Below are 12,749 nucleotides of genomic sequence, written 5' to 3'. Positions count from 1 at the left end.
GCTAAGGGACCCACCATATTGACCACTTGGCGGGGAACTCGTATTCCTCCTTTCGAGTTCACTGGCGGCCAGGAGCTTTCAGGCCGCACCGATCAACGCCCACTGCTCATCCGTCAAGTCGCTCTGGTACGGCTTGCGTTCACTCATCCCACCGATCCCAGCAGGCCACCGGCACCGGACCGGAACGTTCCGGCTTCGCCCACACCATCAGGCGACACCAGAACCACTCATAGACTCACGAACCGCCCACTTACACCACCGAAGCTGAGGTAGCGGGTGATACAACAGCCCAGCGCACCTACCTGGCCCTGCGGGAAGTCCGGCACACCACCATCCGGCTCATCCGCGATCATCTCCGACTGCCCCACGATCACCAACACTCCTGGCAGGGCCACAAATTCGACTTCCCAAACGTCGCCTTCGACGGAGGAGACCTCGGCGGAGCAGTGTTCTCCGGCGGCGCGGTCCACTTCCACGGGGCGATGTTCTACGGCAGCGCAGTCAACTCCAGCGGAGCAGTGTTCTCCGGCGGCACCATCCACTTCGAAGGGGCAGTCTTCTCGGGCGCGGTCGACTTCCTGGGCGCGGTGTTCTCCGGCGGCGCGGTCGACTTCTCTGGCGCGATGGGTTCAGCACCAACCGGTCTGATTCCAGCGAGTGGGTCGCCGCTGCCCACCGTGGTGATCCTGCCTCCTGCCTGGCAAGCGATCGGCTGACCTGTCGACTTCGTCCGGCGTCCAGTCGATTCCCAGCGCCACGCGCAACAGCTGTCGCCCGGGACGGGTCCCGGGCGGCAGCTGCGACGAAGAGCGTGGTCGTGAAGGGCGGTCGCCTACGCGGCGGAACGCTCCATGAGGCTTCAGCCGAACGATCGTCCTCATGGGCAATAGGTGAGGTCCGGGGACACTCTCCCTTCACAACCACGCTTCCTGTAACCAGCGCGCTTCTGCGGATGTTCCCGGCGCGAGCGTCCGCTGGACCTGAAGAGAAGACTCAACGGTCCGACGACCTCGCCGACGTCATTGCCGACCTGCGCCACGGCATGGCCCACTACCGTGCCGGCCGCACCACCGAGGCCCTGTGGTGGTGGCAGTTCTCCTACTTCTCCAACTGAGGTTCCACGGCCTCGGCGACGCTCAGGGCCTTGCAGTCGGTGGTCGCCCATGTCCGCCTGAACCTGCCCCTGGAAGAACTGGACGGCCTCGACACCGACCAGGCCATGGGAGACGAGACGCTGGAGTTCGAGGCGGGCCGGGTGACGGCGGAGGAGATCGCGGGACCGCTGGGAATTACCGGTACAGGACGATCGAGTTGATCGGAGTCAGGTTCAGGTACTCCCCGTAGCCGGGACCCAGCACTTTGCTGCAGTCGCCGGTGCCGTTGTAACCGGTGCACAGCTTCACGTACGCGTCCTCGAACGGGCCGTTCTGGTTGTTCAGGACCCAGTGCTGGTTGACCTGGTTCGACAGGTTGTAGGTGCCGTAGCGGAAGTACTTGTTGGTGACGTCGCCGGCGCCGATGTTGCTGTAGCGGCCCTCGGCGTAGATGCAGACGTTGCCGTCCGGGCAGCCAGCCCAGTCCGCCTGAGCGGCGGCGGAGGCGCCGGTCGCGCCCGTGAGCCCGGTGGTGCCGGTCGCGGCGGCGACGGCGGCCACGGCCAGCAGGTTGCGGAGCTTGTTCCTCATGGTGGTTCCCTTCCTGGCTCTGTTTGACATGTCTCATGCCTACCAGGGGGCGTTGCCGGGCGGGTACCTGACAGATCTCAGGGTGGAAATGCCACCCTCATCTGCTACCGCAGACTCACCAAATGAGATGACGTCTAAGCACGCCGCCAACGAAGACACCGGCCGCCGTGGTGATGGCTGCGACTCCGGTAATCAGATCCGGAACCGCCGCAGGCCCCAGGGAACCGTGTACCTGCCATCCCTCGGATGCGCGACGCAATTCGACTCGCGAGATGAATACCAGCACGTACACCGACCAGCCCCAGACGGCCCACATGAGACGGGCCTGGTCCCGACTCGTCCAGTACGCGAGACGCGCCATGTAGCGGCGTCTGTATCCATACCGGTACTCGTCGTTGCCGTGGCCACGGTCTGCCTCGTCGCGTGCACGCTCACGGCGCCGTCGACGGAGAAGCTCGGCGTAGGCCCCGATGCCGAGCGCGCCGGCGAGTGCAACGGCGAGTGCAACGGCGAGTGCAACGTACTCAACAGCAGTCATGCCCCATGGTTCCGCACGATGGGCCACCGCGCACCAGCAGATCCCACACTTCACGCACTACGGATGCTTTCGCCCGGGTGCCTCGCTGGAGGGCGTGCTGATCAGTAGTCGTCGTCCGGCATGGGGTCGCCGGCCCTGACCGCAGAACAACGGGTGCAGGTGCGGCTGCGGCAGGTGTCTTCCTTCGCGTTGCGCCGGTACTCGGCACAGTGCGGCTGCCGCCATGGGTAGGGCACTGCGTCTATCGCCGCCTGGGCCGCCGCCCGGGCCTCGGCAAGCGCGTTCGGTTGCCCTGGTCGTCCAGGAGCCGCAGCGCGCGGTGCAGGGCCTCGCGGGCTGCCGTGGTGTTGGAGGCGCGACGGGCGGTTCGGGGCACGTGAACTCCTCAGTCTCAGCGGCGAGTCGAGCCCAGGGCGCGCAGGTGGTCTGCGCGGCGGCTTCGGATCGCCCGACGCTTTCCTGTGGAGCCGCTATCCGCGCGGGCGGGCAGCCGCGGTTTCGGCTTCGCGGTCGAGGTCGGTGATCTCTTTCAGGTGGTCGGGCGATGCGGTCGGCGTGGCCGCGACCGTCACCGTGGCCTGGATCAGGGTGGGCGGGTGGGCGGCGGCCGTCTGCCAGGACAGGCTGACCGGCACCCGCGCGTGCTCGAAAGCGGCTGCGGCGACCCGGTGTCCATGCTGGGCGCTGAAGACGGCGAAGGCATGGGTAGCGTCCAGCAGCGCCTGCTGGTCGCCCAGGCGGTCGTTGGGCTGAAGCAGCTCATCGACGCTGCGGCGCCCGGCCGCGATGTCGGCGAACAGACGCCGGCGGAACGCCGACGCTTGCCGTTCGGTGATCCCCACAGGGCTGGCGGAAGTCCCTGCGGAGTAGCGGCGCTTGAGCTCCGTGTCCAGGACGTACACCGCATCCAGGTGGACACGCAGGCGGTCCAAGGCCTTGCGCCCCTGTGGCAGCGGGTCCGGGCCGAGGGCCTGCCAGGCGGCGTAGCGCGCGAGCATCAGGCCAGCCTCCCGGCTGCGCTCCTTGACCAGCCATGACACGGGCCGTTCCGCGGCCGTACGCCTGAGCACGGTACGCCGTCTGCGCCGCTGTTCCCGCGTCTGCCGGCACCCTTCGCACTCCTGGCCGTTCGTGGTGACGCGCAGCTTGCCCGACCCGCACACCCGGCACGGAAACCGGGATGCGACGACCTGGCTCATGACACCGTTGCGGTGCTCCGGGGCGATCCGTCCGCCAATCTGCCGCACCGCACCCACTTTGCGCCGCCGCCCAGCTGCCATACCTGAACCACTCCCCCAGCCGTTGTGGCCTCACGCGTCATGCCCCGGTATGCCCCTACGGCCCGCGGGATACGCCAACTGCCACTGGTTTGACGGTACTTCGGCGATGGTGGGTGGGATCTGGATACGCTTTCGAGATGGCTCTGTTGCCGCCCGATCTCCGGGGCTTTGACGGTCACCCCCTCGCTGGGCTGGCTGCGCAGGTGCGCGAGGACCTCATCAAGGTGGGCATCCCCGTCCATGTGCTTGATGATTCAGGCCGTAATGATCACGCCGTCAATGGCGTCACTCTGAACCTGGCCGAAGGGCTCGGGTACGTGTCGTTGGCCTGGCACATTCCTGATGAGCGCCACTACCACGGCCAGGAGACCGTGGAAAGAGACCGGGTCTACAACGCCGCTGTTGTCCTGACCTCGGCGGTGACCAGCGTTTTGACCACCTTCGGGCATCGGGTGAGCGTCGAGTTCACTGATCCCGAGTACGTCTGGCCGTTCATCTGCGTCACGCCGGACAACGCCGCGTGACTGCACGTACGTTGCCGGTCCGGGAGGGGTCCCGTTCTCCGGCCGTACATTCGCCATGACGGTAGGAGGAGGACCGGTATGTCCTGGCTGATCATCGGGGGTGTGCTGGCGGTCGCGGCGGTGGTCGTGCGCCGGGTCCTGAGGGACGGGACGGCGGGGCTGGGTCGGTTCACGCTGCGGCTCGTCGGCACGACAGCGGTGCTCGGCCTGATGTCGTGGGGGCTGATGCTGCTGCCACCAGTCAACGACATCGTCCTCGGCGACAAGCCGCGCAACCTGTGGGACTTCGCGCGCATCTGTGAGGACGACCGCACTGGAGATCCGTTCCCGCGCGCGGCCGCTTACGAGCCGGAGGCCGGGCCACATCCGTGGGTGGCGATCGAGAACGGGAACAGCGCGTACGCCTCCAAGGGCACGGAGACGGAGGATCCGGTGTGGCCGGACGATGAACCAGCCCCGGACACGGTGCAGTTGGTGACGTGCAGGGAGCCGGCCGGGTCGGTGCCGGACACGGAGGTCAGCTGCGCGTACAGCATGCACGGTTTGGGCGTGGGCGGTCAGTCCGTCGAGTTCTCCCAGGGCGTCTACACCGTCACCGTTGTCGAGGCGCGCACCGGCGACGTGGTCCGCCGGGGCACAGTCAGGGGCGAGACGGGGTGCGCTGAATCCATCGTGGCGGGAGAGAAGGGGCCCCACCGCACCGATCCTTCGTGGGAGGCTTACGCGGACCTGCTCGCCGGGATTCACACCACCCCGTCCGGCTCCCAGTAGGACTCCGTCCGGCACGTACAGCGCCTTTGTTAGGACCTCTAAGCCATTGAAGATCTCTAGCGGCGTACCTTGAACCTGAGGTGCAGCACCCGGTCGCCCTGGATGACCACGTGGGGATCCTCCAGCAGCTGCTGGCCGTCGATGCTGCCGAAGTAGCGTTTGCCCGACCCGAAGACCACCGGCACCACGTCCATGGCCACCTCGTCCACGAGGCCGGCCGCGAGGATCTGACCGCCCACCTCGCCGGCGCTCACAGCGACGACTCGCTCACCGGCGAGTTCCTGGGCCCTGTCGATCGCAGCCGTCACGCCGTCGACGAAGTGGAACGACGCCTCGGGGTGCCAGCCCTCGGGCTTGGGCCGATGGGACACCACGACCACGTGGTCGCCGGCGGGCTGGTTGCCTTCCCAGCCGTTCATCAGGTCGAAGAAGTGGCGGCCCATCACGATCGTGCCGATCGACTCCCACATCGGCCGGACGTACTCCGCCGATGCACGTGAGACCTGGAAGCCGCTTCCGACGCTGGAATGGTCGTACTGCTGGTCGCCGCCTTCGGTGATCGGGGTGTTCCCGCTGAAATACCACTCGTGGAGTGGCCCGACGTCGTCGTTGGCGTCGGCGATGAAGCCGTCCACCGACACCACGTTGTGCATGATCACTGTGCCCACGGGTCCTCCTCAACTCTCCCTGCGTGTGCACCCCCGATCCTGTCGCCCCGGGAGGCGACCGGGCATGTAAGAAATCAATCAGCGGGCATCGGACCTGCGTCCGGCGGGAACCCCTGCTCGGCGGGGAATCGGCGCCGCAGGGCCAGGTACTCCGTCGGGGTGTGGCCGGTGAAGTCTTTGAACTCCCTGCTGAAATGAGCCCGGTCGAAGTAGCCTGCCGCGTGCGCGAGCTCCGACCAGTCGACCGGACGCAGGGCGTCCACGGACAGGATCAGCCGCGCGAAGCGGTAGATCCGCGCCACCCGCTTCGGGGTGACCCCGACATGAGCCTTGAACTGCGCGGCCAGGTGGTTGCCACTCACCCCGGCGCCCGCGGTCAGCGCACCGATCGGGATCGTTCCGTTGGACGTCTCCAAACGCCCGCCTGCGTGCAGGACCAGGTCGAGACCGCGCGACGGCGCCTCGGCAAGCCGCGACAGCAGCTCCGCTTCCAGCACCCGCAGTGTCTCGGTCGCCGACGCGATGTCGCCGACCTGGTTGCGAATCCGGTCCACCGACCGTTGCCAGACGGCGTCGACCGGCACCCATCGGTCCCGCAGCTCACTCGCCGGCATGTCTAGGAACGGCGACATCCCCCACGGCTTGAAGTGCACCCCGACGAGCCGCACCCGTGCGGGGTACTCGACGAGGAAACGTCTGGTCCATACGCCCAAGAACCACCCATCGGCCAACACCGCCGACGGCACCACAGGGTCGGAGTCCCACAGGCGGACGGGCCCGCCCAGGTTGAGGAACAGGTGCGCCGACGGCATCGGCGGGATGTTCATCCGGCGGTGGCGCGGCACCCCGGTCAGGCAGTAGATGTCGTCGACGAACCGGTCGAGGGGCGGACAGGGCACCCGGCCGACGTATTCCACCGGCACAGTGTGCCCGACAACCGTTCAGTGCGCGAGGGACGTCGCCGACCCCGCCATCGATCCTCTCCGCGGTAACCTCAGCCATTGAAGATCTCTAGCCGCTATTGCGGCTGGCCGGAAGATTCGTCCTGCTGACTTTCTCCCCCCAGGTAACCTGCCGCCCATGACGCGTACACAGCGCACCGGAGCAGTGCCGACCCCACAACGGGCCACGGACGAGGATGGCGTACGTCTGCCACGGCTGCGCTTCAAGGGCGTCCTGGTGCGAGGAGCAGTGCAGGGTGTCGCCGCCGTCGTCCTGCTCTTTATGGTCACACTCTTCGTCGCCGACCACCATGACCGCGAGACGTTCCTTGCCGTGGTGGCAGGGTTCTCCATGGTCCTCGCCGGGATGGGGATCGTGGTCGGAGTCTGGTTCTGGACGGCGTGCTCGGGCGACATCAGACGCTGGCGCGACTGGCGCACGATCACCGGCCAGTACGAAAGCGTCACCATCATGGCGCCGGTTCTCGTACGGGCCGGAGTCCTCGCCCTCGTGCTCTTCCCCGGCGCGCTCGGGCTCTACCACCTGGTCGACAACGCCGCGTACGACAGCTGGCTGTACGGGAGTTGAACACGCAGGTCGCCATGCCAGCGGTGTCATCGGTTCGGTAGCCTCGGCCTTCCCAACAGCGGCCATATGTACGCCATAAACGGGGGGCATGCGATGCGCGGGAAGAAGACCGAGAGGCCGGCGAGCCGGGCCCACATCGAGGAGCGCTTCCTGCGGGACTGGGGATTCGCACTACCGGATTCGATCTTCCGGTTCTCGACGTTCCTGGGATCCCTCGACCCGGTCGAATACCAGGCCCTCGGTGACCTGGACGTGTCCCCGGCAGGCATCATGGACGTGTTCGCCGACGCCAGTCTGCAGCCGTGCGAGGGCATCGATGTACGGGTGCACGGCCGCTACTACCGTGATCCGCCCGAGTTCCTGACCTTCATGCACGCCGGCTCCGACGGTCTCCACCACGGCCTGTGGTTCGACGACGGCCGCACCTGTCGTGGAGTCGCCTCGTACTACAACAACGACGGCGGCGGAATCGACACGACTTCGGGGACACCACTGGAAGCGCTGCGCGCGATCCTCGAACGCTGCTGGCGCGACCTCGACGACGACGTGCAGGACGAGGAGACATCCGCGCGACGGTCCCGCCTCGGCCGGCTGCGCGATGCACTGACTGTCGTGGAGACCGGGGACCGGCCCGAGGCGGGCATCGCCTACTCCACGACTTACGACGCGATCATCCCACCCGTAGACCTCGACCGGATCACCACGCTGGACGGCGCTGGCGCCCTCGTGACGGGTGAAACCGCGCTGGACCGCCCCGCCCACAACCAAGCCGACGAGTACAAGTTCGCGACGTACATGTACGCCCTGTTCGAGGACACCGCAGCCCTGCAGGCCAGCCTGCAGGAGGCCCGCCAACGCTGCTCGGCAGGCGATCCGGCGGAAGCCCTGGTCCTGGGCCGCGACCTGCACTGGGCCTCGGGCGGCGACCCGGCCCGCGAGACACTCGCCAACGAACTCCTCGTGATGGCCTACCGCGCGCTGAACCGCCCCTCGCTGGCGGAGATAGCCGGTACACACCACCGGCACCGTTCCCTGCCGCGGGTCAACGTCCTGGAGACGACGTAGCAGGCTCTCCAAGACCGGCCAGAGATAGACCAGAGATAGAAAGGGGCAGCGGTCACTCCCCCGCAGACCCTCACGAGCTGACTGCTCTGTGTCGGTGCGGGCCATTAGCCTCGGGGTATGGGACATGCGGTCAAGCCTGAAACACTGCGTTCCGCCATAGCCAGCGCCGTCGCCGAGTTGAAGTCATACGAGGTCCCAGGCGAGTGCGTGCGTCTGGGACTGGCGCCAGGGGATGAAGGCGACGCATTCAAAAGCAAGTTCCGCTACGTCATGCATCGGCTGCGGCCGCTGGCAGTGCCAGAGCTGGCCGCCGTCGCGCGCAAGGTCCTCGACGAGTACGAAGCGCCGGAGCTGGACCAGATCCTCGCGTCCTTGGGTATGACCGGCATCGACGGAGAGTTCAAGAACCTGATCTTTGCCGCTAACGGCCCCAAGCCAGAGATCGTTCTGCGCGACGCGGTCAACAACCGCCTCGACATCGTCCGCAACGCCCAGTACTGCCTGACGTACACCCGGCCTCTCGACGCCGCCGGCCTGTCATGGGCAGAGCTCGTGAACTGGTGGCAGGAGACGAACCCCGCCGTGTCAGGTGATCAGGCGGCCGCTCACCGCCCGGTCCCGTGACCGCCGAGATGCTCGAACAGGCCGTTGCCATCGCATGGCGGCCCGCAGGCAGCTCAAGCACCACCGCGAGCGGTCGACGAAGACCGCTGCGTAGTCCCCGCCCAACTCCGGCAGGGCCTCTGCGGGCGCCATGCCCTCACTTGGCATAGTTGACCCCGCCAAAGTGGCAGGGAAGGAAGAGGGTCATGGACAAGGGACCGGAGCGCCACCGGGTCGAGTTCGCGAGCGGTTCCGCCGCCTCGGTGGAGAACCGGCGCTCCTTCCGCGACCACGAGCGCAACGACATAGAACCCGACCTGCCCGGCTGGCCCCCTGGACGAGCCTTCGCCGTGCGGGGGTTCTTCGGCAAGCTCGGCCGACACGTCCATACGGTCGTCACCACGCTCCTGATGCTGCCGCTGTACATCATCGCCGGCGCCCTCGGTAGTCCTGCGTCGCCCGACAAGCGGGGGAAGTTGGAGGAGCGTGAGAACGAAGTCGACGACTTCCCCGTCATCTGGGCGGGCGTGGCCGAGACGGCTCGCACGCTGCCCTGGCAGCTCGATCCTTCCCGGCGGTCCTGGCGCATGGTGACCGAGCTCGAACTGACCGAGCCTGACGGGCTCGTGCGCATCACGTCCTACGAGGACACGGCGCGGGGCAGCCGGTTTCTCGCATGGGGTGGTGGCGAGAAGGTTCCGGGATCCGAGGCCGTTCTGTGGACGTTGCCCCGGCAGGAGATTGTCGGCGTGGAGACCAAGCGATTCAGCATGGCCGAGTCCGACTTCAAGATCTCCTTCCGGGACGGGTCGTGGGCCCGGCTGACGACGAATTCGTCGGCCGGTGCGCGCAGGATCGCGGCTCTCCTCGGCTAAAGGCCGCATCCTTCGGCTCCTGTCCGCCTGCCGTGCGCACCAAGACCAGCACGACTGGCGTTCGTACGCGGCGCGACGCCTCCTAAACTCCCGTGTCATGCCTTCTCCATCCGCTCATGCCACTGTGCTCCATGCCGGCCGCCGTACCGTGCTGGGCCTGCTGATTGCGGCTGTCATCCCACTTCTCCTGGGGGGCGCGGGAGTGGCCGCACTTGTGACAGGCCGGGTCTCCGCGGCGGTAGTGGTCATGGTGGGGGTTGGCGCGCTCGGCGTACTGCTGCTGGTGGCGGCATGGCGGCAGCGGCATCAGAAGATCGCCGCGGACCACACCGGACTGTGGGTGCGCAACGGCCGTGCCATGCAGGTCATCCCGTGGGAATCGGTGGCCGGCATCGGCGTGTACTACACTGCCCAGGCCGTATCGCTGGAAGTGGTCCCCCGCGGCCCGGCCGATGACCGCGACCCGGTCCTGCGTGCGCTGATCCGCGATGACGAACCTCTGGCACCACAACTGCCCCGAGTCCGCTACCGCATCCCACTGCCCCAGGTCGGCTGGCGCACTCTGGCGGAAGCGGTCCGGCGCCACAGCGAACCCCACCCCTCCCTCCTGTGGTGCGGCCAGATCAACTACAACCCGGTCATGGCGGCTCTTGCCCGCCGGCGCTCTGACCGCACCTGACTGGCCCCTACACCTGCTCGGTGGATCTCATCTGCCCGTTCGACATCCCCGCTGTGCCCCCAGGTTGACGGTCCGGGGTAGGTGTAGCGGGCTCGTGGCGAGCAGGCGGCGGATAGGGTGGCGGCGAGGCGTGCACGTACGCCGGAGTCCGAATTCGACTTGTACGACGTACCGGACGCCGGGCATCAGCCCCCAATTGGTGGCTCCTGCAGAGCTCAAAACGCCCCACGCCATCCGTCTGCCACCGACACTGCCGCTCTGCATCACGCACGAGACGACAGCGCGGGCAACGTCGATCACCAGCGCCCCCACACCACCCCGCCACACCCCGGCCGCCGAGACTGCCGGGGACATCGGCAAAACCGGCCCCGCCTCCCGTGCACTCCGACGCCGCCGCCCCAGCCGCACCCGAAAAGCCGGCCACGAACCCCGCCCCCAGCACGAGCCCGGCCATGCCCACGCTGACGATCCGGCGGATGCTGCGCCTGACTCCTCCCCGGCCGACCGGCCGACAGCCCCCGCAGACCGGCCCTTTGCCGAAATGCCCGCCCGCCGGAACCTTCACCCTCTCGACACAACGGCCACTGCCGCTACCCGACCAGAACGTTCACGCCACTCCCCCACCAGCCGCCCCAGCAACCCGAGGCGAAGGTAATGATCACGCTTGTCCGCCAACGGAGCAGGTCCGCGCTTCTTCGATGTCCGGCCTTGAGACGTCCGAGCTGAAACTCGCGATGGTGTGCGCGTCCGGCGTACTCATCACAAGGAGCGTACGAGGATCGCGTCGGGTCGGGAGGATTCCGGAGCAAACCCGCTCGTGGGCGGGCTCCGGAATCCAGCCAGGGCCGGCGGACGGAGCCCGGGGTCAGTCGCCGATGGTGCAGGCGTGTCCGTTGAGGGTGTATCTCTCAGGGGCCGAGGTGTCGCCCGTGTGGTTGGCCAGGTAGCCGATCTCGACGCTGTCGCCCGGCGCGATCGTGCCGTTGTACGCGGCGTTGGCCGCGCTGACCATGTCGCCGTTCTGGACGAGGTCGGTGTTCCAGTCCGAGATGATCGTCTGGCCCGGGGCGAGGGGGAAGACGAGCTTCCAGCCGGAGACGGGTGTGGTGCCGGTGTTGGTGAAGGTGAGGTTCGCGGTCAGGCCGCCGCCCCAGGCGTTCGCGGTCTGGGTGATCCGGCAGGTCGGCGCGACCCTCTCGAACGACACCCGGTGCAGTCCACCGGGCAGGTCGTTGACGACGTAGAGCTCCCCCTCCGGCGTGGCGCCGAACGCCGTGACCTGGGTCGGCGTCCGCCCGATCTCGGCCTGGAGGTAGCCGCCCGCGCCGTCGTCGCGCAGCGCCCAGACGGTGGACGAGCAGTAGTCGGTGGCGATGTACGTGCCCCCGACCAGGTCCGCGAACTGCTTGCCGCGGTACACCTGCCCGCCGATGACCGCGCAGCCGCCGGTGTGCGGTGAGTAGGTGAAGACCGGATCGGTGAGCTCGGCGCCGCCCTGGCACTGGGCCTCGTCGAACACCACCAGCCCTTCGCGGCAGGACCAGCCGAGGTTCGCCCCGGGCTGCTCCGCGGGGCGCAGCCGGTCGATCTCCTCCCACCTGCCCTGACCGACGTCGCCGATCCACAGCGAGCCGTCCGCGGGGTCGAAGGAGAACCGCCAGGGGTTGCGCAGCCCGTAGGTCCAGATCTCCGGGCGGGCTCCCGCGACGCCGGCGAACGGATTGTCCCCGGGCACGCAGTACGCGAGGTCCCCGCAGCTCCGGCTCACGTCGATGCGCAGGATCTTGCCCAGCAGGGTGTCCAGCCGCTGCCCGGAGTCGAAGGGGTCTCCGGAACCGCCGCCGTCGCCGATGCTCCAGTACAGGTGGCCGTCGGGGCCGAAGGCGAGCTGGCCGCCGTTGTGGTTGCTGTACGTGGCGTGCTCCTGGGACAGCAGCACCTCCAGGCTCGCGTCATCGAGGTCGTACCGGGCCAGGGTCACCGCTCCATCCGGCAGCGCGGTGTACGCCAGATACACCTCCCTGCTGTCCGAGAAGTCGGGCGCCGCCGTGATGCCGAGCAGCCCGCGCTCGTTGCCCGACTCGTCCACCGCGGCCGTGATGTCGATGAGCGGACTCTGCGCGAGGCCGGTGTCCGGGTGGTACACCCGCACCCTGCCGCGCTTCTCGGTGATGAACAGCCGGCCCGAGCCGTCGTCCGGCGCGGCGATGGCGGTGGGGCGCTTCAGGCCGGAGGCGACCTGGGTGGTGTGCGCGGCGATCTCCGGCAGCGGTACGGACGACTGCGCGCCGGCGTCGGCGGGTCTTGGGGGCTCCGGCGGGGAGGCGGAGGCTGCCGGAAGGGTCGAGAGGGACAGCAGTGAGGCGATCAGCAGGGGTATTGCCCAGCGTCGTTTCAGCATGTCGGCTCCACGGGCGAGGGAGAGCCGCCCCACGGGCGGGAAGGAGTCGGCTCCACGGTCGATTGAGTGCGGGCTTCATCCGGCGGGTGCGCGAGCGCACCCGCCGACCGTCGCTGCGGCGCGGCCTCGA

Annotated in this window: 15 protein-coding genes and 1 pseudogene; 9 read left to right on the top strand and 7 right to left on the bottom strand. The window is 68.0% G+C overall.

Translation table 11 applies throughout. The features are described 5' to 3' along the window. Positions 1-227 precede the first annotated feature (227 nt). Positions 228-476 (bottom strand): hypothetical protein, encoded by a 249-nt coding sequence (locus AB0I18_RS49320; protein WP_363112403.1) that lies wholly within the window; start codon positions 474-476, stop codon positions 228-230. Between the two features lie 6 nt (positions 477-482). Between AB0I18_RS49320 and AB0I18_RS49315 the strand changes: the two genes are divergently transcribed. Continuing rightward, complete coding sequence (locus AB0I18_RS49315; RefSeq protein WP_363112402.1) at positions 483-716, top strand: pentapeptide repeat-containing protein; 234 nt, start codon at positions 483-485, stop codon at positions 714-716. Between the two features lie 284 nt (positions 717-1,000). Next, a pseudogene (locus tag AB0I18_RS49310) lies at positions 1,001-1,315 on the top strand (DUF5063 domain-containing protein); the annotation flags it as partial. On the opposite strand, the gene AB0I18_RS49305 reads toward AB0I18_RS49310, so the two are convergent. The 3 genes from AB0I18_RS49305 to AB0I18_RS49295 form a co-directional block, all read right to left on the bottom strand. After that, complete coding sequence (locus AB0I18_RS49305) at positions 1,290-1,685, bottom strand: hypothetical protein (RefSeq protein ID WP_363112401.1); 396 nt, start codon at positions 1,683-1,685, stop codon at positions 1,290-1,292. The pseudogene AB0I18_RS49310 and the gene AB0I18_RS49305 overlap by 26 nt on opposite strands. 115 nt (positions 1,686-1,800) lie before the next feature. Next, entirely contained in the window at positions 1,801-2,223 is a 423-nt protein-coding gene (locus AB0I18_RS49300; RefSeq protein WP_363112400.1) for a hypothetical protein, read from the bottom strand. Between the two features lie 470 nt (positions 2,224-2,693). Beyond that, positions 2,694-3,470, bottom strand: a complete 777-nt coding sequence (locus AB0I18_RS49295) for a hypothetical protein (protein WP_363112399.1) — start codon at positions 3,468-3,470, stop codon at positions 2,694-2,696. A gap of 170 nt (positions 3,471-3,640) precedes the next feature. On the opposite strand from AB0I18_RS49295, the gene AB0I18_RS49290 reads away from it, so the two are divergent. Together AB0I18_RS49290 and AB0I18_RS49285 are read left to right on the top strand one after the other, a co-directional pair. Beyond that, positions 3,641-4,027: a hypothetical protein gene (locus tag AB0I18_RS49290; RefSeq protein ID WP_363112398.1), complete on the top strand. Its 387-nt coding sequence runs from the start codon at positions 3,641-3,643 to the stop codon at positions 4,025-4,027. A gap of 78 nt (positions 4,028-4,105) precedes the next feature. After that, positions 4,106-4,798 carry a hypothetical protein gene (locus AB0I18_RS49285; protein WP_363112397.1) on the top strand — a complete coding sequence of 231 codons (693 nt, stop codon included), beginning with the start codon at positions 4,106-4,108 and terminating at the stop codon, positions 4,796-4,798. A 56-nt stretch (positions 4,799-4,854) separates the two neighbouring features. On the opposite strand, the gene AB0I18_RS49280 is transcribed toward AB0I18_RS49285, so the two are convergent. Next, on the bottom strand, positions 4,855-5,466 hold the full coding sequence (locus tag AB0I18_RS49280) for a dihydrofolate reductase family protein (RefSeq protein ID WP_363112396.1): 612 nt from the start codon (positions 5,464-5,466) through the stop codon (positions 4,855-4,857). A 74-nt stretch (positions 5,467-5,540) separates the two neighbouring features. Continuing rightward, positions 5,541-6,383 carry a helix-turn-helix domain-containing protein gene (locus AB0I18_RS49275; RefSeq protein ID WP_363112395.1) on the bottom strand — a complete coding sequence of 281 codons (843 nt, stop codon included), beginning with the start codon at positions 6,381-6,383 and terminating at the stop codon, positions 5,541-5,543. Between the two features lie 163 nt (positions 6,384-6,546). On the opposite strand from AB0I18_RS49275, the gene AB0I18_RS49270 reads away from it, so the two are divergent. The 5 genes from AB0I18_RS49270 (at position 6,547) to AB0I18_RS49250 (ending at position 10,218) form a co-directional block, all read left to right on the top strand. Beyond that, complete coding sequence (locus AB0I18_RS49270; RefSeq protein WP_363112394.1) at positions 6,547-6,996, top strand: DUF6336 family protein; 450 nt, start codon at positions 6,547-6,549, stop codon at positions 6,994-6,996. Positions 6,997-7,089: 93 nt separating this feature from the next. After that, entirely contained in the window at positions 7,090-8,061 is a 972-nt protein-coding gene (locus AB0I18_RS49265; RefSeq protein WP_363112393.1) for an ADP-ribosylation family protein, read from the top strand. 117 nt (positions 8,062-8,178) lie between these two features. Then, entirely contained in the window at positions 8,179-8,685 is a 507-nt protein-coding gene (locus AB0I18_RS49260; RefSeq protein WP_363112392.1) for a hypothetical protein, read from the top strand. A 185-nt stretch (positions 8,686-8,870) separates the two neighbouring features. Then, positions 8,871-9,539, top strand: a complete 669-nt coding sequence (locus AB0I18_RS49255) for a hypothetical protein (RefSeq protein ID WP_363112391.1) — start codon at positions 8,871-8,873, stop codon at positions 9,537-9,539. Between the two features lie 202 nt (positions 9,540-9,741). After that, a complete protein-coding gene (locus AB0I18_RS49250; protein ID WP_363112390.1) occupies positions 9,742-10,218 on the top strand; it encodes a hypothetical protein in 477 nt (158 codons plus the stop codon). Positions 10,219-11,083: 865 nt separating this feature from the next. Here the strand turns inward: AB0I18_RS49250 and AB0I18_RS49245 are convergent. Beyond that, on the bottom strand, positions 11,084-12,619 hold the full coding sequence (locus tag AB0I18_RS49245; protein ID WP_363112389.1) for a PQQ-dependent sugar dehydrogenase: 1,536 nt from the start codon (positions 12,617-12,619) through the stop codon (positions 11,084-11,086). Between the last annotated feature and the right edge of the window lie 130 nt (positions 12,620-12,749).

The sequence above is a fragment of the Streptomyces sp. NPDC050704 genome (genome assembly GCF_040654355.1).
Classification (GTDB): Bacteria; Actinomycetota; Actinomycetes; order Streptomycetales; family Streptomycetaceae; genus Streptomyces.
This window is presented reverse-complemented; position numbering and strand designations above follow the sequence as displayed.

What these genes read in the sequence shown, in the direction of transcription:
- AB0I18_RS49315 (WP_363112402.1), top strand. Translation starts at nt 483, where the DNA reads ATGTTCTACGGCAGCGCAGTCAACTCCAGCGGAGCAGTGTTCTCCGGC.
- AB0I18_RS49305 (WP_363112401.1), bottom strand. Translation starts at nt 1,685, where the DNA reads ATGAGGAACAAGCTCCGCAACCTGCTGGCCGTGGCCGCCGTCGCCGCC.
- AB0I18_RS49300 (WP_363112400.1), bottom strand. Translation starts at nt 2,223, where the DNA reads ATGACTGCTGTTGAGTACGTTGCACTCGCCGTTGCACTCGCCGTTGCA.
- AB0I18_RS49290 (WP_363112398.1), top strand. Translation starts at nt 3,641, where the DNA reads ATGGCTCTGTTGCCGCCCGATCTCCGGGGCTTTGACGGTCACCCCCTC.
- AB0I18_RS49285 (WP_363112397.1), top strand. Translation starts at nt 4,106, where the DNA reads ATGTCCTGGCTGATCATCGGGGGTGTGCTGGCGGTCGCGGCGGTGGTC.
- AB0I18_RS49270 (WP_363112394.1), top strand. Translation starts at nt 6,547, where the DNA reads ATGACGCGTACACAGCGCACCGGAGCAGTGCCGACCCCACAACGGGCC.
- AB0I18_RS49265 (WP_363112393.1), top strand. Translation starts at nt 7,090, where the DNA reads ATGCGCGGGAAGAAGACCGAGAGGCCGGCGAGCCGGGCCCACATCGAG.
- AB0I18_RS49260 (WP_363112392.1), top strand. Translation starts at nt 8,179, where the DNA reads ATGGGACATGCGGTCAAGCCTGAAACACTGCGTTCCGCCATAGCCAGC.
- AB0I18_RS49255 (WP_363112391.1), top strand. Translation starts at nt 8,871, where the DNA reads ATGGACAAGGGACCGGAGCGCCACCGGGTCGAGTTCGCGAGCGGTTCC.
- AB0I18_RS49245 (WP_363112389.1), bottom strand. Translation starts at nt 12,619, where the DNA reads ATGCTGAAACGACGCTGGGCAATACCCCTGCTGATCGCCTCACTGCTG.